Source organism: Kaistella montana (genome assembly GCF_024436175.1).
GTDB lineage: Bacteria > Bacteroidota > Bacteroidia > Flavobacteriales > Weeksellaceae > Kaistella > Kaistella montana.
Genome location: NZ_JANFQP010000001.1, coordinates 654,856 through 676,302, shown reverse-complemented (window position 1 = coordinate 676,302; position 21,447 = coordinate 654,856). Strand labels below are relative to the sequence as shown.

The following is a 21,447-nucleotide window of genomic DNA, read 5'->3' as shown; positions in this document are numbered from 1 at the left end:
TCCATGGAAAAAGAACACGATTTTATTCCCGAACGAACAAAATGGAAACGACAGCTTTTCAGGATTATTTTCAAATCGGATACTCGACTTGGTAAAGCTTTCGATCTTGCATTGCTTGTACTTATTTTGCTGAGTACATCCATCGTTATGATGGAAAGTGTGAGTGTTTTCGATGCAAAACTGCATTTGCTTTTTGTGGTTTTAGAAATTATTATTACCATTTTTTTTACCGTAGAATATGTTTTAAGAATCATAACAATCCGCAACAAGAGGTCTTATATCTTCAGTTTCTTTGGAATTATTGATTTTCTGGCAATCTTGCCTTTTTATCTAAGTTTATTTATTCCGATCACCAAATATTTTCTGATTTTAAGGATGCTGAGAATGCTCAGGGTTTTCAGGATTTTCAATCTGCTGGATTTCATGAATGATGGTTACTTCATTGTACGAGCCCTGAAAAACAGCTCTCGGAAAATTTATATTTTCTTGTTATTTCTCGTTATTTTCTGTGTGATTGTTGGCTCATTGATGTTCATGGTAGAAGGTCACCGGGAAGGGTTTGAAAGTATTCCTCAAAGTATTTATTGGGCAGTGGTAACGGTAACTACAGTAGGCTATGGCGATGTTTCACCGGTCACTCCTCTTGGGAAATTCTTGTCAATATTATTGATGCTTTCCGGATATTCCATCATCGCTGTTCCCACCGGAATTGTAACGGCTGAAATGCGAAACAAAAGACAAAATCTAGAGAAAGTATGCCCAAGATGCGGCAATGAAGATATCGATGATGATGCACGCTATTGCAAAAAATGCGGTGAAAAAATTGTATAAAAATCAAAGCCTATGTTTCTCCCAGTCAAAGCCTAGGCAAAGCCCAGTCCTAGCCCACCATAAAGGCACTAACCTCCTTTCGGCAAAAACCTCCCTTTTCGGCAAAAACGGTCATTTCCGGCAAAAACGGCAGAAACATTCTTTTTCGGCAATATTATCTTAATTTTTAGGGAGTCAATTTAATAAGTAACAGACGCATTTTTTACGAACTCGTCTCCGCCTTAATTTTCCTTTGTATTATATGATCAATTCAAAATCTATGGTAAAAACAAAGCGAGGAAAGGACACAATTACTGTTTTAAATAAAAATAAGTTTTTGAAATACAATAATTATGATGAGTGATCTTTTTTAATGATGACTCTGAGATCGAGAATTTTGTAGTAAATTCAAGTTTACATTTCGCAAGAAATTTTATCTTTAACAGAAAATAATCAGTTCCGAAGTTCGCAACCTCGCCAGCGCCGGTAAACTGGAAGCAATTTAACCGCCTACTGCATCAAAAATTTCAGAATTTAAAATATAAAAAATGACTATTAGAAAAAAATACCTACCAACTTTATTTAGTCTATTACTTTCAATTACTATGTATGGAAAAGCTTTTCAAAAAGAATCTAATGATTCAAAAAATGACAGTACTATGGAGAAAATGCAATGGTTTAATCAGCCCGATAAATGGAAACTTCAAGACAATAAACTATCTATGTTCGTTACACCAAAAACAGATTATTGGCGTATCACTCATTATGGGTTTACGGTAGATGATGGACCGTTTTTCTATGAAACAGTAGGTGGCGAATTTGAAGTAAAAGTAAAAATAACAGGTGATTACAAAGTAAGATTTGACCAAATGGGTTTGATGTTACGCATTGATGAAAAAACCTGGATAAAAACAGGGGTAGAATTTGTAAATGATAAAATCAATATTAGTGCAGTTGTTACCAATGAAAAAAGTGATTGGAGTGTAGTAGAGATGACTAAAAAGCCTAAATCATTGTGGTTAAAAGTGATCAGGAAATTAGATGCAGTTGAAATATTTTACTCATTAGATGATGTAACCTATACCATGATTCGATTGGCCTATTTTCCAGACAATAAACCTGTAATGGTAGGTATGATAGCAGCATCACCAGATGGAGATGGGTTCAATGCTTTGTTTGAAGAATTTGAGATAAAACATATTCCAGATACAAGAAGACTAAAATGGTTGGAGAACAATAAATAAAATTTTGATGGACACGAAAAAAATAAGATGTTGTCGGGGTTTTGTGAGCTTTTTTAATAATGAACTTTGCGCAAAGGGCAAACTTCGCAAAGCGCCTGGTCGTTATAAGCTAGCTTCTCGGAAATCCGAAAATTATAGAACTTAAATTTAACAGAATATGGAAAAAATAATTAATGATTTTAATATTGGTTTGTTTTTATTGCAAACATTTATTTTTGCGCTCTTAATTGCGATATTATATTTTGTAATCAAGTTGTATAAGAAAGTTACACGATACTTGAATAATAAATCCAAAAAAACTTCATAAATTTATTATCGTAAAAAAAGAAAATAATTTTTACAAATACTATTTTATGGATTATATATTTAGAACAATTTCATCAAAATAAAAATAACACCTTCTGCTAATAACCAAGATTTCGTTTTTGTCTGCAAGACAAGAAACCACAAGTTCACAGAAGAAATTTCAAATTTTCTGAAAACGAGGAGGTTCTATTTTTCAATTGTATTAATAATAGTATTTTTGTCCCATGAATCACAGAAACTTACTATATCCTCTCCTCGTTGCAACAGCAATTTTTATTAATTCCTGTACCAACCAAAAACCGTCGAAATCGGTTACTAAAAAACCGACAACCACCGTAAAACCTACAACTCCGAAACCCTCTACTTCTCTCCCCGATTCCGAAAATAAAACCATTGTGAATCTTCCGGAAATCAACAGAGAGTTTCGCGCAGCATGGATTGCAACGGTTGCTAATATCAACTGGCCTTCGAAAAATACCCTTACCACACAACAGCAGAAAGATGAAGCCATCCAACTGCTCGATTTACTGAAAAATGCCAATTTCAATGCAGTAATATTTCAAGTTCGCCCATCTGCAGATGCCATGTACAAAAGCGACCTGGAACCTTGGTCTTATTTCCTTACCGGTGAAACAGGCAAAGCACCTTCTCCCTATTACGATCCGCTTGAGTTCTGGATCGCAGAAGCCCATAAACGCGGCATGGAACTTCATGTATGGATGAATCCTTACCGAGCACACCACACCACCGGCGGAAGCGTAAATTCTTCCAGCATGGCATCAAGAATGTCGGAAAGCACTTACCGCCTCAGAAACGGCATGTATTGGATGGATCCTTCGGATGCGCGCGTTCAAAACCATGTTTCCGCAGTCGTAAAGGATTTGGTGAAAAGATACGATATCGATGCAGTGCATATTGACGATTATTTTTATCCTTACAAAGAATACCACGGCGGAAAAGATTTCCCCGACGACCGCACATGGAACCAATATAAAAACGCTGGCGGAACCCTTTCCAGAGCAGATTGGCGAAGAGCAAATGTGAACAAAATTATCAAAAGACTTCATGATGAAATTCATCAAGAAAAACCAACCGTGAAATTCGGAATTTCCCCATTCGGAATCTGGAAACCCGGTTTTCCGGCTGGTGTAACGGGTTCTTCACAGTATGATGAATTGTATGCCGATGCAAAACTATGGCTCAATGAAGGTTGGTGCGATTATTATGCGCCGCAACTTTACTGGAAAGAAGGCGGTGCACAAAGTTTTTCTGCATTGCTTAAATGGTGGAAAGATGAAAATTTTAAAAACATTCACCTTTGGCCGGGACTGAATACCGTTGCCATAAAATCCGATAACAAACAAGCTGAAATTACCGGACAAATGAATTCTATTCGCAGAATGATGCCGAAAAACACAGCGGGAGAAATTCACTATAGCATCGATGGAATTAGAAAAAATCCGGAAATGCTGAAGGAAGTAAAAAAACTTTACAGCGAAAATGCATTGGTTCCTACAAGTCCTTGGATTAAAACGACTAAACCTGCAACTCCGAATATTTCAGTCGAAAAATCGTCGGAATCTTACCGAATCAGTTGGAATTCAAAAGAAAAAGAAAAAGTTTTCCGATGGGTTCTTTATGCTAAATACGGTGATAATTGGGTAACAGAAATTCTTAATCGAGAGCAGTTATCGAAAAATATACCTGCAACTCAAAATGGAAAAAAACTTAATACCGTTGCCGTTAAAGCCATCGACCGTTTGAGCAACGAAAGTGATTATGATGCCGAAAAACTCTAAATATTTTTGGTAAGTACCGCCAAATACTGATTGCTATCGTCTTCGAAAATAATTTCTGCTTCGAAACCATATTCTTCCGCAATTTCCTGCATCGTAAACTGATCAATATAGAGCCAGCCAAACCAATCTGTAAGTTGTTGATGATATTCGTAGCGGCATTTTACTTCACCGTAATAATGATCGGGGGGCATCTGAAATTCTTCATACATATAATCGATATCGCAGGAATCGAAGATAATTTGTCCGTTAGGATTAAGCAATGCATCAGCTTTTTCAAAGAATTTTCGGAGTCCTTCTATTGTCGATGAAATCCCAATTCCATTCATTAACAAAAGCAAAGTATCAAATTTCTGTCCGGAAAACTTAAAAAAATCTTCGCAAACTACATTTTCCACACCTCTTGCGCTCATTACTTTACAAGCATTTGGTGAAATTTCAAGGGCGGTAACAGGAAGCCCTTTTAGTTGTAATGCAAGTGCATGTGAGCCTGCAGCAGCGCCAATATCAAGAGTTTTTCCTTTGCAATTTTCTATGGCGACCCTTTCCAATTCAGGCATTGTATCCAAATTTCTGAAATAATAAGAAACCGGCATTTCTACTTTAGGACCGAATTGGTCGTGAACGAAAAGTTTATATCTCTTGGGAGTAAAATGGAAATCGTGAATGGCTTTCCCCGGAAGATCTTGCATACCTTTGAAATAAATATAAAAAAAAAGACTGTTCAAAAGAACAGTCTTGCTTAGTAGCGGGGACACGACTCGAACGTGCGACCTCCGGGTTATGAGCCCGACGAGCTACCTACTGCTCTACCCCGCGTTATTGTGGTGCAAATATACAACTTTTTTATAAACCTCCAAATTATTTACAAAAAATCTTTATTCATCTATTTTTCCTAAATTTGTGTATGGCAAAAATTCTGAAAATATATCCCGAAAATCCTCAGGAAAACCTTATTGCTGAGGTTATTAAAACTTTAAACAACGGTGGAATCATCATCTACCCTTCCGATACAGTGTATGCTATTGGATGCAATATTTTCGACATCCGAGCGATGGAAAAGCTCGCGCAGATCAAAAAAATCAAGCTAGACAAAGCCCAATTCTCGATTATTTGTAATGATTTGAGTCATCTTTCTAATTTCACGCGACCTATTGAAACCTCTTTTTTCCGGTTTTTGAAAAGCAAAATTCCGGGACCTTTTACCTTTATTCTGGAAGCCAATAAAAATCTTCCTCTCGCTTATAAAGGGCATAAAACGGTAGGAATTCGGGTTCCAGACCATCCTATTCCTCAACTGATTGTAGAAAAACTAGGACATCCTATTGCTTCCACTTCCATTAAAGACGACGATGAAGTCATTGAATATTCTACCGATCCGGAATTGATTGCCGAGAAATACGATAATTTGGTCGATATTGTGATTGATAGCGGTTATGGCGACAATGTAGCATCAACGATTGTGGATTTAACCGGCGGAGAACCGGAAATCATTCGTCAAGGAAAAGGAGAAATCTAAATATAAAAGAATCAGAAAAACATAAAAAGTTAAAATATCATTAATGAAAATCATTACTTCACCTGCAAAACTCATGAACATTGAAAATTCCACGGAATTATTCAAAACGACTACTCCGAAATTCATTGATGAAGCTGCTTTTATTCATTCCTATTTAAAAGAAAAAACGCCCAAATATTTATCAGAGCTAATGGAAATTTCATCCAAACTGGCCGATGAAAACTGGGAAAGAAACCAGAAATGGAAAGCAAAACCCAACACAAAAGAATCTGCACCTGCAATGTTTGCTTTTGTTGGTGAGGTTTACAGAGGTTTAGATGCAAAAACTTTAGATAAAAAAGCTGTTGATTATTTACAGAAAAATTACCGAATCCTTTCTGGGCTTTATGGCTTGCTAAAACCTTCAGATAAGGTGATGCTCTATCGTTTGGAAATGGGAAGACCTTTTAAATTCGACGAGTACAAAAACCTCTATGAATTTTGGCGCGAAAAAGTAACCGAGCAACTCAATAGCGAACTGAAATCCAAAGACTTAATCCTCAATTTAGCAAGTTCGGAGTATTTTAAAGTCATCGACAAAAAGAAACTCAATGCACCAGTGATTGATTTCGATTTTTATGAAATCAAAGACGGAAAACCGAAGACCATCGTCGTTTACACTAAACATGCAAGAGGTTTAGTAGTTCGTTATTGCGCTGAAAATCAAGCTAAAACTTTGGATCATGTAAAAGGTTTCAACCTCGAAGGTTACCGAATTGACGAGAAACTTTCGACTGATAAAAACCTAGTTTTCACCAGATAAATCAATTAAAATATTAAAACAAAAAGACATGAATTATCATACAAGAAAATGGATCAAACCTGAAGATTTGAATCCAAATCACACGCTTTTCGGAGGAAGATTACTTCAATGGATTGACGAAGAAGCTGCTCTTTATGCGATTGTTCAACTTGAAACTCCGCGTTGTGTGACCAAATATATCTCGGAAATCAACTTTGTCAGCTCCGCAAAACAAGGTGACATCATCGAAATCGGAATTGAAGCAATCGATTTCGGGAATACTTCGATTACTTTAACCTGCGATGTGAGAAACATGATGACTCGCCAAACCATTATCACCATTGATAAAATTATTTTCGTTGGCGTTGATGAAAGCGGAAAACCAACCCGTCACGGCAAAACAAAAATAGAATTTGTTTCTGACCGCTTGAAAGATCAAGAAAATAATTTCTGAAAATTTTCAGAGATTTTAAGCTAAGATGAAATACGATTTTTCATCTAAAAAACCTTCCAATAAAAGAAAATCAGCAAGATTATGGAAAATCATCATCCTCATCCATCTGAAAGAATTTCCCCAAGTTCTGTGTACTATTGCCCGATGGAATGTGAAGGCGAAAAGGTTTATTTTACTCCCGGAAAACGCTGTCCGGTTTGCAATATGTTCTTAGTTCCGATCGAGGAAAGAGCTGATTACAAAAATAAACCTACAACTTTTTCCAAAACCAATCTTCCTAATAACTTTAAAGATAAAATCGGCGATTATTTCTGTCCGATGTTCTGCGAAGCCGATAAAACCTACGATTCAGATATCGGTTGTCCGGTTTGCCACATGCATTTGGAAGAAATTACTGAGGAATTGATTGAGCAATCCAACACAACATTACATAAACCCATCAATCATCAACCGCCAAGCGATAATCAAGGCAAATATTATTGTCCAATGTTTTGCGAAGGTGACAAAGTTTATGATTCCAATGTGGGTTGCCCGGTTTGCGGAATGGATTTGGTTCAGATTCCTTCTAAAAACAATGATGAAGATGAAACTTTTAATTTATTAAAGAAAAAATTCATCACTGCATTGGTTTTCACGATTCCGGTTTTCATTCTTTCAATGGGCGGAATGTTTTTCACTTTTCCTTTTTCTCATCAGTTTCAGGGAATATTGGAATTTATTTTAACGCTTCCTGTGTTATTCTATGCAGGTTGGTTTTTAATGAAACGCGGTTGGATTTCATTTAAAACCTGGAATCTCAACATGTTTTCCTTAATTGCTTTGGGAGTTGCCGCAGCATTTCTCTTCAGCTTTATTGCTTTAATTTTTCCAAATATTTTTCCTCACGAAATTTCGCACGAAGGCAAACCACCACTCTATTTTGAAGCGGTTTGCGTTATTCTTACTTTGGTGATTTTAGGACAATTAATGGAAGCCGGAGCCCATAAAAAAACCGGAAATGCCATTAAGGAATTGATGAATCTTTCTCCCGATACCGCCAATTTAATATCAAACGGTAATGAGAAAAAAGTACTTCTTTCAGAAATTAAAGTTGGCGATTTATTAAGAGTAAAACCGGGCGAAAAGGTTCCTGTTGATGGGAAAATAACCGAAGGAAATTCGAGTATTGACGAAAGTATGATTACCGGCGAACCAATTCCTGTAGAAAAAAAAGCGGATGACCGTGTAACTTCCGGAACCATCAACGGTAACGGAGTTTTCATCATGAAAGCTGAAAAAGTAGGCAACGAAACTCTGCTTTCGCAAATCATCAAAATGGTGAATGAAGCCAGTAGAAGCAAAGCGCCGATACAAAAATTGGTCGATAAAGTGTCGAAGATTTTTGTTCCGACCGTGATTGTAATTTCAGTGCTCACTTTTTTTTCGTGGTATATTTTCGGTGGCGAAAACAGATTGATTTATGCTTTTGTCAACGCCGTTGCGGTTCTCATTGTAGCTTGTCCGTGTGCTTTAGGATTGGCAACACCAATGAGTTTGATGGTGGGAATCGGGAAAGGAGCTAAAAACGGAATCCTCATCAGAAATGCAGAAGCACTAGAACAGATGCAGAAAGTAAACATTCTGATTACCGACAAAACCGGAACTTTAACCGAAGGAAAACCAAGTCTGGACGAGATTTTTGTTTCAGAAAATTCGGATAAAAATTTAATTTTAAAATTAGCTGCTGCGCTCAATCAGAATTCCGAACATCCTTTATCCAATGCGGTTTTAGTGGAATTTAAAAAAGAAAATCAAGATTTTGAGTCAGTTGAAAATTTTGAAAATATTGCCGGAAAGGGAATCAAAGGAATTATTCATTCCGAAATTGTTTTGCTTGGAAATGAAGCATTACTCCATCAATTCAAGATTCAAATTCCGGAAAACATTAAACAGAAAGTAACTGAAAAACAAGATCTTGCAAAAACCGTTTCATTTCTTTCCAAAGGTGAAAATGTTTTAGGTTTTTTAAGTTTTTCAGATAAAATAAAAGCGACTTCCCAACAAGCAGTTGATTTTCTCCACAAAAATAATGTGGAAATCATCATGATGACGGGCGACAACGAACATACCGCAAAAGCCGTCGCGACTGAATTAGGCATTAAAAAATATTTTGCAAACCAACTTCCTCAAGACAAATTAGCGGAAATAAAAAGACTTCAAACTGCCGGAAATATTGTGGCGATGACCGGCGACGGAATTAATGATGCTCCGGCTTTGGCACAATCTAACGTCGGAATTGCGATGGGAACCGGAACCGATGTAGCGATTGAAAGTTCTGAAGTTACGTTGCTCAAAGGCGATCTTTTAGGTGTTGCCAAAGCAAAAATTCTGAGTGAGAAATTATTAAAAAACATCAAACAAAATCTCTTTTTCGCATTTTTTTATAATACAATCGGAATTCCTTTGGCTGCAGGATTGCTTTATCCGTTTTTCGGAATTTTGCTAAGTCCGATGATTGCTGCTGCTGCAATGAGTTTCAGTTCGGTTTCGGTGATTTTGAATTCGCTAAGACTTAATAAAGCAAAAATAAATCCTCAAAATATCTATTAAGTATTGGTATTAAAATTGAATAAATCCTTAACGATTTGAATAAAGATAAAATATTTTATACATAATAGCTTCTACTATATATGAGAATCATTGCCTGCCCCAAATTGTAATAAAAATATTGACACAAAATCTGTCAAAATATGAAATTTAAAACCTACATAGGCTGTTCGGGCTTCTCAAACCGAGATTGGAAAGGCATTTTTTATCCAGAAGATTTAGCTTCAAAAGACCAGTTATCTTATTATGCAAGCCATTTCAATGCGGTAGAAATTAATTCTACATTTTATCGTAAACCTCGAGCGCAAACATTGGAGAATTGGTATGAAAAAACAGGTGAAGATTTTAAATTTTTCATTAAAATTCCCAAAACCATTACCCATCTTAAAAAACTTTCACAAACTACAGAAGAAACCTCTGATTTTTGCCATTACATCCACAATGGAATCAAAGAGAAATTGGCAGGGTTTCTATTTCAGTTACCACCGAGTTTTCATTTCAGTGAAGAAAATTTAGAAAAAGTAGTATGTACTGTGAATGTTGATTTCCTAAATGTGGTAGAATTTCGTCATAAATCTTGGTGGAACAATACTGCTTTTGAGGCTTTAAAAAAGAACAATATTGTTTTTTGCGGTGTAAGTTTTCCGAAGGATCTTCCTGATGAATTTATCTTTAATGACGAAGAATTTTCATATTACCGGCTTCACGGAGTTCCTGTACAATTCAAATCTGAATATTCGGCTGAGGAAATAAAAAAAATGGCAATAAAGATTAAACATTCTCAAAAAACGATGTATGTTTTTTTTAATAATACTTGGGGAACAGCAGCACTAAAAAATGTGAGTTATCTAAAAAAAGTATTGAAAGAAGTGCCTTAAAACTTCCTTTCGATCACATAATCCAGCATTAAATGCAGGGAATGTTTTGCTTCTGAATCGGGAAATTCGTTCAGAATATTTTTTGCTTTTTGTTGGTAATCTTTCATTTTTTCAATTGCATAATCTAAACCTCCCGATTTTTTTACAAATTCGATGAGTTCTTTTACCCTTTTAGAATCGTTATTGTAACGTTTTATCGTATTGAAAAAATATTTTCTATCGGTTCCGGAAGCCATTTTTAATGAATGAATCAATGGCAAAGTCATTTTTTGTTCTTTAATATCGATCCCAACTGGTTTTCCGATGATATTGGAAGTAAGATAATCGAACAAATCATCTTTAATTTGAAAAGCCATTCCGGTGAGAGTTCCAAATTCCATCATTTTCTTTGCAAGATCTTCATTTGCATTGTTGGAAAGAACACCAATTTCACAGCAAGCTGCGATTAAAGTTGCTGTTTTCTGGCGGATAATTTCATAGTAAACATCCTCGGTAATGTCGAGTTTTCTTGCTTTTTCCAATTGAAGAAGTTCGCCTTCACTCATTTCTCGAATGGTTCTAGAAATTACAGAAAGTAAATCAAAATCTTTGTGATCTGTGGAAAGCAAAACTGCCTTCGACAAGAGATAATCGCCTACCAAAACTGCAATTTTGTTTTTCCATAAAGCATTAATGGAGAAAAAATTTCGACGTTTGAAACTTTCATCCACCACATCATCGTGCACCAAAGTTGCGGTGTGGATCAGCTCGATCATAGAAGCGCCACGAAAAGTTTTCTCGTTCACCTCACCTATTAGTTTTGCACACAGAAAAACGAACATTGGCCGCATTTGCTTGCCTTTAGTTGTTACGATAAACCGCGTTACTTTGTCTAAAAGTGCGACATTGCTCTGCATGGAATCATAAAACTTTTGTTCAAAAAGTTTCATTTCACTGCTAATCGGTTTTCGGATTTCTTCTACGATATTCGCCACGAACTGTTAAATAAAGAATGTTTGATGAAAATGATGACAAATATAATTAATTTTCCCTCCAAATTAGCTAAAACTAAAGCTGATTTATGACTTAAAACGATTTCATTTTTTCATGAGGCACAAAATACAAAGCTGGTTTTGCTTTTCCTAAAGGCGTAACCAATTCTTCTCCGGAGATAAAAATTCCATTTTCATCGACCTCGATTCCTTCGATTTGCCCGATGGATAAAGCACTTCCGAGATAATATTTCTGAGGTTTTTCTTTGAAAAAAATCCCAGATTCGGTTTCTTTAAATATGGAAAGAAACACTTCTGTTTTCTTCGTATATCCTATTAAATATAGCTTTTTCTGAAAATATGCAGCATCAGTAACAACATAATCAGTTTTGAAAGTTTCAACTTTTTGAACAGGATTATTTTCTGAAATTTCAGGATCGATAATGTAATGAGAAGTCGCTTTGGAAGCCCATTCTTTAGTAAAAACATGAATTTTTCCATTTAAAAAAATCATGGCTTCTGCATCGAAATCATTGTTGAGATTTCGGCTCAAGAAATCGGTTTGTTCCGGGTAAAAATAGGAAATTACTTGTACGGAATCCGCCGTTTTTTCACCATTAAAAGGAATTTTATAAATCTTCAAATCCTTTCTTGTTCCGGCATTATTTCCAAAATCACCGATGTAAAAATTCGCCGAATCGGTCGCCATCGCTTCCCAATCGTTGTTAATTAAATTGGTTTTAAAGATATTTTCAATTTTCCCTGAAGTTCTGTTGATTTCGAAAACTTCGGAAGAATTACCTCCATCATTGAAAGTGTAAAGTTTATGGTCGAAAAAAGCTAATCCTGAATTTTCATTCAAAACTTCTGAAAGCTCTGCTAATTTATACTTTCTTATTTTTAAAAAATCTGTTTGCTGTGTAAAACCGATTTGAAAAAAAACTGAAAAAATGAGAATCAGAAAGTGCTTCATCATAATTTTCGTCTTAAAAGTAGAAGTCTTATTTTAACAAAATCATACAGAAGAGCACAAAGTAAGATGACAGTGCCTAAAAACAAAGCCTTTATACCAACGCCTTCATAAAGCATTCCTCCAACTAAACCACCGGCAAAAAACATCCAAATAATCGTAAGACGAAGTTTAATGGATTTGATGAGCTTTTTCTTGTGATCCTGATCTTTGTAGAAAAAAAGTTGAGAAAACTCAATTCCCATATCCGTAAAAAGTCCTGTTAAATGGGTAGTACGCACCACCGAATGTGAGATGCTGGTTACCAAAGAATTTTGCATTCCCATCGCGAACAAAAGGCTGAAAGCGATTAGATCCGGAGATTCTCTGATGAGATGATTTCCACTAAAGGCAATGATAGCGAGGATAAGAGCTTCTGTAATCGCAGGAATTACATACAACTCGTTTTCTTTTTTTCGAGCATAAATTTCTACAATAAAATTGGAGATAAAAGCCCCTAAAAAAAAGAAAAAAATATAAAGTGCAACATGAAAAGCTGCGCTGAAATCCTGCTTGAAAGTCTCATCTACAAAATATGCGAAATGTCCCGTAACATTGGTGGTGAGTTTTTGTACCGAAAAAAAGCCTACAACATTCACCAAACCTGCAACGAAACCCAACAAGGAAGCGATTCCCAGATTGTGTTTTTCGTTTCGGGTTTTTCCTTTGTGACTAAACATTATTCACCTGATTTATTCGCCAATTGTCCACAAGCAGCATCGATGTCTCCTCCTCGACTTCTGCGAATCAGTACGGTAATACCTGCATTTTCCAGTTGGCGAACATAATTTTCTTCTGCTTCTTTGTTGCATTGATCATATTTTCCGTCACCAATTGGATTGTATTGTATTAAATTGACTTTTGAAGGAACTTGTTTACAATAGCGAATCAGGGCTTTTATATCTTCATCCTGATCATTAATTCCTTTCCAAACGCAATATTCAAAAGTTATGGTATTTCCCGTTTTTTCGTACCAATATTTCAGTGCATCCATGATATCCGTTAACGGAAATTTATCCGAAAAAGGCATAATTTCGTTTCTCTTTGCCTCGATTGCCGAATGTAAAGAAAGTGCTAATTTCACTCGCAAATCCTCATCAGCAAGCATTTTAATCATTTTCGGAATTCCCGATGTAGAAACGGTAATTCTTCGTGGCGACATTCCCATTCCTTCCGGTTCTGTGATTTTTTTAATCGATTCAACTACGTTTTTGTAGTTCATCATCGGTTCACCCATTCCCATGAAAACAATGTTGGAGAGCGGTCTGTCGAAATATAATTTACTTTGTCGGTCGATGAGCGCAACTTGATCTACAATTTCTGCCACTTCCAAATTTCGCATTCTTTTCAGACGCGCTGTCGCACAAAACTCACAGTTTAACGAGCAACCAACTTGCGAGGAAACACAAGCTGTAGTACGGGTTTCGGTAGGAATTAAAACCGATTCTACTAAAAGTCCGTCGTGCAATTTCACTCCATTTTTTATAGTTCCATCGGTAGATTTCTGGAGTTGATCAACAGAAATTGGATTGATAATATATTCCTGAGCAATTTTTTCTCTTAATTCTTTAGAAAGATTCGTCATTTCATCAATAGAATGGAGGTTTTTGCTCCACAACCAGTCATAAACTTGCTTTGCACGAAAGGGTTTTTCGCCCAAAGTCACAAAATAATCTTTGAGTTGATCTAGAGATAAAGTACGGATGTCTTTCAAAGGAGAAAATGTTTAATTAAAGAAGTTGCAAAGATACGGTTTTTCCATAAATTTTTCTGAAAGTGATAAAGCCTTAAAGTAAAATAGAAATTCCAACGTCTTGAAAAATACCTGCAATAATCACTACCTTTGCGCAGAATTGAGAAATATGTCCTTTAAACCCGCATTTAAAAGTCCGTTTGTATTGAGTTTTTCTTTTGAAAAATTGCTCAACCAAATGCATCAGGAATCCGAAAAAGATTCTGACTATGCCATTTCGCATGCATCGGTTCTAGAAAAAGCGGCGCAGATTCCTGAACTTCTGACTGGAATTAACGATCCTAATTTTTTCGTGGAACACCGCGATTTTCTTAAAGAACTTTTCCGGGATTTATTTCCTCCATTGCTCTCCAAAAACGAAATAAAAGCTGCGGGATTCCCTTTTTACAACTATTTTTTCAATCCTTCAGAACGTTTTAAAAAAATCCTTCAAAATGCTGGTCAGGATTTCGACCTATTTATCAACGGGATGGATCCGCACCAATATTATGTGATCAGCTGTTGCCTTATTTTACGCGATTATTACAAAATTCCGATCAATTTTTCGATGCCTTTTATTTTTGATATTCCTAATGAAGAAGGAATTATTCAGCATTATCGGTTTTTGAATAATATTGATTTCATGGAGATAAAACCTCTCGGAAATCATAAGGAACTCACCGAATCGGACATCAAAGAATTGCTGGAAAACTATGACGACCAAGATCTTTGGTTAGAAAAATTTCCGCCCGAAAGCTGGGAACTGAAAGGCTTTGCACTGATTACTTTTTATGATGCTACGGTTGAAATCGCTGTTTCAAACTTGAAAAGCAAACTCATCAATATTGAAGATGATAAAAATCTGAAAAACGAAATCAACAGTATTTTTCGATCTATTTTTATGATTTCCGATCTAGAAGTGGGCTATACCGCTGTAAATGTGGCCGATAATACCTTTGTTAGGTCGCCCATCAATTATATTTTAGACAGTTTTATGCTTTCCGGTTCTACCTCCGATTTTGCTAGTGAAATCACCTGGGAAAAGGGATTTAAAACCTTACTTCAAAGCAGAAAATATTTTACTTTTTCGGACATTGATCAGATTTATAAAGATTTTCCGCAAAGTCATATTGCTAATCACATTTATAAAAGCGGAATTAAAAGTATAATTTTTGCTCCAATTATTAAGGATAAGAGAATCCTCGGAATATTTGAAATCACCTCCAAACAAAAGTCACTAAACAGCATTCTTGCGAATAAAATGGAGATTGTGATGCCGTATTTAGTTGACACAATGGAACGACTTTATGTAGGTTTAGAAACCAAATTACAGGCGATTATCCACCGAGAATATACGGCGATTCACCCGAGTGTCCTCTGGAAATTCCGTGAAGAAGCAGAAAGACATATCGAATTTTACGATGTAGAATCAGATTTGCCTTATCAAAATATTAAATTTGAAAATCTCACGCCTCTTTACGGGCAAACCGACATCAAAAACTCTTCAATTTCAAGAAATTCTGCCATCAAGCAAGATCTTTCGATTCATCTTATGGATATTGAAATTTTGTTTCAAAAACTGAACAGTTGTAAAGATCCGAATTCAATGCTTGCTAAAATCCATTCTTATCTAGCTTTTTTGGAAGATGATTTAAAAGCTGATACAGAAACTAAAATTCAACATTTCATTTCATCAAAAGTTCATCCTCTACTCGATGAACTAAAGATTGAAAATGCTGAAAATAATTTGCTGATTACTTCTTATTTTAAAAATTTAGATCCAACTACCCAATCCGTTTATCATCACAGAAAACGTTTTGATGAAAGTGTTTCGTTGATCAATCGTGGAATATCGCATTTGCTGGATAAGAGACAGGAAGAGCAACAGAAGATTTTTCCATTTTATTATGAACGCTTCAAAACAGATGGTGTAGAACATAATTTATATATCGGTTCATCTCTCGCGCCGCAACTTAGCTACAGCGATGTTTTCTTGAAAAATTTGAAATTATGGCAACTTCGCGTGGTGTGTGAAACCGAAATTATTTTCCAAACCCAGAAAGCCAAACTTTCTTTTCCGCTGGAAGTTACTTCGCTTATTTTGGCTTATGGAGGTACTTTGAATATCCAATTCCGAATGGACGAAAAACGTTTTGATGTAGATGGAAGTTACAATGCGCGATACGAAGTCATCAAAAAAAGAATCGACAAAGCTTTGGTGAAAAATTCTCAGGAAAGATTGGTGCAACCCGGTAAACTGAGTATTGTATTTGCCCAAAAAAGCGAACGAGACGATTATTTAAAATACGTCCAACTCCTTCAAAACGAAGGTGTTTTAAAAGATGACATCGAAATTGTAGAGCTAGAAAATCTGCAGGGAATGGTTGGTTTCCAAGCTATTCGAGTGAGTTATAATTATTGTGTTAGAAACTTTAATTATTCTTTTATTCCCGAAATTTAAGATTTAAATTACTTCTTTAAAAGCCAAATAAAACGCCAATACTGAAACGATAATTCCAATACTGAAAATGGTGTAGGTAGTCCGCAAAAGTCGATATTTTCGGTTGAGGACGATCCCTAGATAGTATAAATCCTTGATCATGCTGTCGTACAAATAGGTTTTGTCTTTCATCATTTCCTTCATCGCCCACATATATTCTTCCAAAGGAACTTTGTGAAAATTTCCAAAGAAAAGCAGATTAATTTTGCGTTCTTCAATATCTTTTCTGGTAAAACTACCTGAAGAAATTTTTGGTCTTGTAGAAGCTATTGCCATAATAATGGTTGCCACACTGAAGATAATCAACAGAAAAGTTGGAATAATAAGGTGCACATTTTTCGGAGAATCCAACTTCGGAACAATGGTAGAAAGAGCCACCGAAATGATAATTGCATTTACTGAAAGCAAAATATTGGCTTTGGTATCGGCGATTTGGCTCAGTTGCGTATGATTGCTCAAAGTGACGCGAAACATTGTTTCCACACCGCGTTCCGGCGCATCCATCTTCTCCAGTTTTTTCTTATTGAGCAGTTGTTTCTCGTCTTTAAGTGCCATTTTTTCTTCTTCTTTTTGGCTAAGTTTTGTGATCAGTTCTTTGGTTTTCGCGATATTTTTTTGCTTTAATTCTTCCCAATTATTTTGAGCAAAACTTGTATAATATTGATGTTTTGCAAGGAAATTAAGATTTTGATTTGCCCAATCTTTTCGGGACAATTTCATGTCATGAGCTTTCTTGCATTCTTCACGAAGCGATTCGGTAATTTCAAAGAAACGTTCAGAAGAAATATGCGAAGTATCTGCATCTTTAATGATTTTTTCTAAGATATTTTCAGGAACAGCATGCAAAGAAGTTGCATTGATTAATTTTGTAACAACCTGAATTTCAGTTTCATTAAAGTTTTGTTCTCTCAGAAATTGCTCAGCTACACTCATCCCGATACTTTCGTGTTTGGTGCAGGAAACACAGTATCCAACATCATGAAACCATGCTGCCAAAAGCAAAGTTTCCTTATCCTTCTCACCGATTTGTTCTTTTTCTGCCAATAATTTTGCAGCTTCCACTACTCTTTTGGTATGATCCAAATTATGGAAAGAATATGCGGGAGAAAGTTTATCTTTGAATTGCTGAATTATAAAACGCTCAGCGTTGTCTAGAATGCTCATTCTTCTAATTTGATTCAAATTTATGAAATTAAATATATTCCGTCATGCTGTTTTTTATTTTTCGGGAATGTTCTTAGTTTCTTGTGCTACAGAAAATGTACAGTACGGTAAAAATGTAAAAAACGCTCCTGTCGAACGAATAAAACCCGGAAATATTGCCCACCGTTTCTATCTTATCGGTGATGCAGGTAATGCCGATAAACAAAGTGCTAAAGCAATACTCGACCAATTCAAATCTCAATTAGATTCTGCCGATAGCAACAGTACAGTTCTGTTCCTTGGCGACAATATTTATCCAAAAGGTTTACCCAAAGAAGAAGGAAAAGAACGAGATAACGCGATTGAAAAACTTGATGATCAAATCAATTTGGTGAAAAACTTCAAAGGAAAAACCATCTTTATCCCTGGAAACCACGATTGGTACAGCAAAGGAATCATTGGACTCAAAGAAGAACAAGACTATATCATTTCAAAACTGAACGATAAATCTGCTTTTTTACCAAAAAATTCCTGCGCGATTGACAGCAAAAAAATCTCAAAAAACATCACGCTCATCACCATCGATACCGAATGGTTCTTGGCTGATTGGGACAAAAATCCGGGTATCAACGAAAAATGTGACATCAAAACCCGCGAAGATTTTTTCTCAGAATTTGAAAGCGAACTTAATAAAAATCAAAACAAAACGGTTGTAGTTGCCCTTCATCATCCGCTGATTGATCATGGTTCTCATGGCGGATATTATTCTTTGAAAAAGCAAATTTTCCCTTTAGAAAGTAAATTTCCTTTACCGATTTTGGCAACAGGAATCAATCTTGCACGTGCAACAGGTGGCATCACCCATCAAGATTTATCGAATACGAATTATAGGAAACTCAATTCCCGTTTAAAAACATTGCTTGCTAACCGCGATAATGTAATCGTAGTTTCTGGCCACGACCATAATTTGCAATACATCGAAGAAGGAAAAATTCGACAAATCATCAGCGGAGCCGGCTCTAAAAACGAACCTGCAGCCACTGTGGGCGCCAACGATTTTTCTTATGGTAAAAACGGATATGCCGTTCTAAATATTTCGCAATCCGGAGATGCATCCGTTTCTTATTTTGGAAGAGAAAATAATCAGGAAAAACTCTTATTTCAGAAACAAGTTTTAGAAAATTCGGAATATAATCCGCCTTCATATCCATCAAAATTTCCAGCGGAAACTACTTCTTCGGTTTATCCAAGATCATTCACTCAAAAAAGTCGTTTGTATGAATTTTTGTGGGGAAATAACTATCGGGAAAATTATTCAACTTCGGTAAAAGTTCCGACTTTGCAAATCGACACCCTTTTTGGTGGTGCAAAACCGAGCCGTTCCGGAGGTGGTCATCAAACCAATTCATTGCGATTAGACACGCCGAAAGGTGAATACGTGATTCGGGCTTTGAAGAAAAGTGGCGTGCGGTTTTTACAATCTGTTGCCTTTAAAAATCAGTACATTGAAGATGATTTTTCAGGTGGATTTGCGGATCAGTTTCTTTTAGATTTTTATACTTCGTCGCATCCTTACACCACTTTATCCATCGGAGATTTATCGGAAGCTATTGGTGTGAAACATACCGACCCGAGTTTGGTGTTTGTGCCTAAGCAAAATGGTTTAGGAAAATTCAACCAGAATTTTGGTGATGAGTTGTATTATTTAGAAGCGAGACCCGCTGAAACTGATGAAAATCCGCTCGAAGTACTCGGAAGTGAAGAAGTAATCAAGCTTTTGGCAAAAGACGAAAAATATAAAATTGACGAAAAAGCTTATATCAGAGCGAGACTTTTCGATCTGTTGATTGGCGATTGGGATCGTCACTACGACCAATGGAAATGGGAACAAAAACCTGAAGGGAACTTCATCTATTTCTCGCCAATTCCTAAAGATCGAGACCAAGCTTTTGTGCGTTACGATGGAGTTTTGACCAAATTCTTTCTCGATTTTCCGGGGCTTCGACACATGCAAAGCTTTGATGAAAAAATTAAAAATATAAAATGGTTCAACATGGAGCCCTACCCTTTGGATTTAGCATTTACCAAAGCTTCTAGCGAAAAAGATTGGCTTCAGGAAGCTGAATTCATCCAAAAAAATCTGAACTCGGAAATTATTGCGTCTGCTTTTGAAAGACTTCCGAAAGAAGTCCAAAACAACGATATTGAAAGTATTAAAAAAAATCTGGAAATCCGGAAAAATGACCTTCAAAAGTACGCTTCGGAATATTATAAAATCCTTCAAAAAATAGTTTTATTGACCGGAACCAACAAGAAAGACAAATTCGTGATCAACCGACTTCCGAATAAAGAAACCGACGTGAAAATTTATCGCAATAAAAACAATGGCGAAGAACTGGTTTTCAATAAAAAATATTCCAAAGAACAAACGAAAGAAATTTGGCTGTATGGATTAAGCGACGATGATCAATTTGAATTCAATGGAAAACAAAATAATCCAATAAAGCTTCGACTGTTGGGTGGTTTAAACAATGATATTTACTCAATCAGCGAAGGAAATAAAGTTCATATTTACGATTATAAAACCAAGAAAAATACCTTTAATTCTAGCAAAGGAAACATCACGCTTTCGGATAATTATGATTTGAACGAATACCAATATAAAAAGCCAAAATTTGATGTGTTTTCTACCACTCTTAACCTCGGATATAATCCTGATGACGGCGTGATTGTTGGCATGAATACAAGCTTTACCAAAAAAGGCTTTAACCAAAATCCTTTCTCATCAAAACATACTTTAAAAACCAACTATTTCACTTTGTCAAATGGTTACGAAATCCGTTATGAAGGGATTTTCCCGAGAATTGTGGGCAACTGGTTTTATCAGCTTGATGCAGGATTTACTGATTCGCAATACATTCGCAATTATTTCGGAAACGGAAATCTCACGAAAAATGAACATGACATTTTCGAAGAAAAATATTACCGCGTTCGTGCAGGAGAATTTTACGCGATGCCTTCTATCAACTGGAAGAAAAATGCGAGTTTGTTCACTGCAAAATTGACGTACGAAGCCATAAAAATAGAGAAAACAGAAAACCGCAGAATCGCGTTGCCAAATATTGTGGACGAAAATGTTTTTTCCACCAATCATTTTGCCGGAATTGATTTAGGATTTCACTTCGAAAATGTAAACAAAAAGGTAAATCCAAGCCTTGGAATGAAGTTCGACACCCAATTTTCTTATCGCCAAAATCTTAACAATAGCGATAAAAAACTTCCAACATTTGAAACTGGACTAGGGTTCACCCACTATCTTACCAAAAACGAAAAACTCACTTTTTCCACTTACGCAAAGGCAAAATGGTTGCTGAGCGATGATTATGAATTTTATCAAATGACAACTTTGGGAGGAAACGACAATCTTCGCGGTTTCAGGTTTGATCGTTTTTACGGCAAAAGTTCTTTCTACCAAAGTTCAGATCTTCGTTGGTCGATCGGAAATTTTCGAAATGCTTTTGTTCCTTTAAACATCGGTATTTTCGGAGGTTTTGATTACGGACGGGTTTGGCTACCTAATGAAATTACCAATCAGTGGCATACTTCCGCAGGCGCAGGAATTTGGCTCAACGCGCTGGATATGGTGGCAATTCAAGCTTCCTATTTTCTTTCGTCGGACAAAGGAAGATTCGTTGTGGGATTAGGAATGAATTTTTAA

Annotated in this window: 16 protein-coding genes and 1 tRNA gene; 10 read left to right on the top strand and 7 right to left on the bottom strand. The window is 36.0% G+C overall.

All coding sequences use genetic code 11. The features are described 5' to 3' along the window. Positions 1-3 precede the first annotated feature (3 nt). From NOV28_RS03220 to NOV28_RS03210, 3 genes are all read left to right on the top strand, one after another. Positions 4-831 (top strand): ion transporter, encoded by an 828-nt coding sequence (locus NOV28_RS03220; protein ID WP_255927512.1) that lies wholly within the window; start codon positions 4-6, stop codon positions 829-831. Positions 832-1,415: 584 nt separating this feature from the next. Then, positions 1,416-2,054, top strand: coding sequence for a DUF1349 domain-containing protein (locus NOV28_RS03215; RefSeq protein WP_255928687.1), 639 nt, complete (start codon positions 1,416-1,418; stop codon positions 2,052-2,054). A gap of 530 nt (positions 2,055-2,584) precedes the next feature. Then, complete coding sequence (locus tag NOV28_RS03210; RefSeq protein WP_255927510.1) at positions 2,585-4,159, top strand: glycoside hydrolase family 10-like protein; 1,575 nt, start codon at positions 2,585-2,587, stop codon at positions 4,157-4,159. Here the strand turns inward: NOV28_RS03210 and NOV28_RS03205 are convergent. Both NOV28_RS03205 and NOV28_RS03200 read right to left on the bottom strand, forming a co-directional pair. Next, entirely contained in the window at positions 4,156-4,848 is a 693-nt protein-coding gene (locus NOV28_RS03205; protein WP_255927508.1) for a class I SAM-dependent methyltransferase, read from the bottom strand. The two genes, NOV28_RS03210 and NOV28_RS03205, sit on opposite strands and share 4 nt — an antisense overlap. Before the next feature lie 54 nt (positions 4,849-4,902). Beyond that, positions 4,903-4,975 (bottom strand) — tRNA-Met (locus tag NOV28_RS03200). Positions 4,976-5,063: 88 nt separating this feature from the next. On the opposite strand from NOV28_RS03200, the gene NOV28_RS03195 reads away from it, so the two are divergent. From NOV28_RS03195 to NOV28_RS03175, 5 genes are all read left to right on the top strand, one after another. Beyond that, complete coding sequence (locus NOV28_RS03195; protein WP_255927506.1) at positions 5,064-5,675, top strand: L-threonylcarbamoyladenylate synthase; 612 nt, start codon at positions 5,064-5,066, stop codon at positions 5,673-5,675. Positions 5,676-5,718: 43 nt separating this feature from the next. Beyond that, a complete protein-coding gene (yaaA, locus tag NOV28_RS03190; protein ID WP_255927503.1) occupies positions 5,719-6,477 on the top strand; it encodes a peroxide stress protein YaaA in 759 nt (252 codons plus the stop codon). A 28-nt stretch (positions 6,478-6,505) separates the two neighbouring features. After that, the gene (locus NOV28_RS03185) at positions 6,506-6,910 is read left to right on the top strand and encodes an acyl-CoA thioesterase (RefSeq protein ID WP_255927501.1); all 405 of its coding nucleotides are present in this window, start codon (positions 6,506-6,508) and stop codon (positions 6,908-6,910) included. An 81-nt stretch (positions 6,911-6,991) separates the two neighbouring features. Continuing rightward, on the top strand, positions 6,992-9,499 hold the full coding sequence (locus NOV28_RS03180; RefSeq protein WP_255927499.1) for a copper-transporting P-type ATPase: 2,508 nt from the start codon (positions 6,992-6,994) through the stop codon (positions 9,497-9,499). A 140-nt stretch (positions 9,500-9,639) separates the two neighbouring features. Then, on the top strand, positions 9,640-10,374 hold the full coding sequence (locus NOV28_RS03175) for a DUF72 domain-containing protein (protein WP_255927497.1): 735 nt from the start codon (positions 9,640-9,642) through the stop codon (positions 10,372-10,374). Here NOV28_RS03175 and NOV28_RS03170 read toward each other — a convergent pair. From NOV28_RS03170 to rlmN, 4 genes are all read right to left on the bottom strand, one after another. Then, positions 10,371-11,348 carry a polyprenyl synthetase family protein gene (locus tag NOV28_RS03170; protein WP_255927495.1) on the bottom strand — a complete coding sequence of 326 codons (978 nt, stop codon included), beginning with the start codon at positions 11,346-11,348 and terminating at the stop codon, positions 10,371-10,373. The two genes, NOV28_RS03175 and NOV28_RS03170, sit on opposite strands and share 4 nt — an antisense overlap. Before the next feature lie 91 nt (positions 11,349-11,439). Further along, the gene (locus NOV28_RS03165) at positions 11,440-12,321 is read right to left on the bottom strand and encodes a hypothetical protein (protein ID WP_255927493.1); all 882 of its coding nucleotides are present in this window, start codon (positions 12,319-12,321) and stop codon (positions 11,440-11,442) included. Next, complete coding sequence (locus NOV28_RS03160) at positions 12,318-13,034, bottom strand: YoaK family protein (protein ID WP_255927491.1); 717 nt, start codon at positions 13,032-13,034, stop codon at positions 12,318-12,320. Before NOV28_RS03160 ends, NOV28_RS03165 begins: the two co-directional genes overlap by 4 nt. Continuing rightward, positions 13,034-14,068 (bottom strand): dual-specificity RNA methyltransferase RlmN, encoded by a 1,035-nt coding sequence (gene rlmN / locus NOV28_RS03155; protein ID WP_255927489.1) that lies wholly within the window; start codon positions 14,066-14,068, stop codon positions 13,034-13,036. The genes NOV28_RS03160 and rlmN overlap by 1 nt, the downstream gene beginning before the upstream one ends. Positions 14,069-14,216: 148 nt before the next feature. Between rlmN and NOV28_RS03150 the strand changes: the two genes are divergently transcribed. Further along, entirely contained in the window at positions 14,217-16,547 is a 2,331-nt protein-coding gene (locus NOV28_RS03150) for a GAF domain-containing protein (protein WP_255927487.1), read from the top strand. A gap of 3 nt (positions 16,548-16,550) precedes the next feature. Here NOV28_RS03150 and NOV28_RS03145 read toward each other — a convergent pair whose 3' ends face one another. Beyond that, complete coding sequence (locus tag NOV28_RS03145; RefSeq protein WP_255927485.1) at positions 16,551-17,750, bottom strand: Pycsar system effector family protein; 1,200 nt, start codon at positions 17,748-17,750, stop codon at positions 16,551-16,553. 22 nt (positions 17,751-17,772) lie between these two features. Between NOV28_RS03145 and NOV28_RS03140 the strand changes: the two genes are divergently transcribed. After that, positions 17,773-21,447, top strand: a complete 3,675-nt coding sequence (locus NOV28_RS03140; RefSeq protein ID WP_255927483.1) for a metallophosphoesterase — start codon at positions 17,773-17,775, stop codon at positions 21,445-21,447.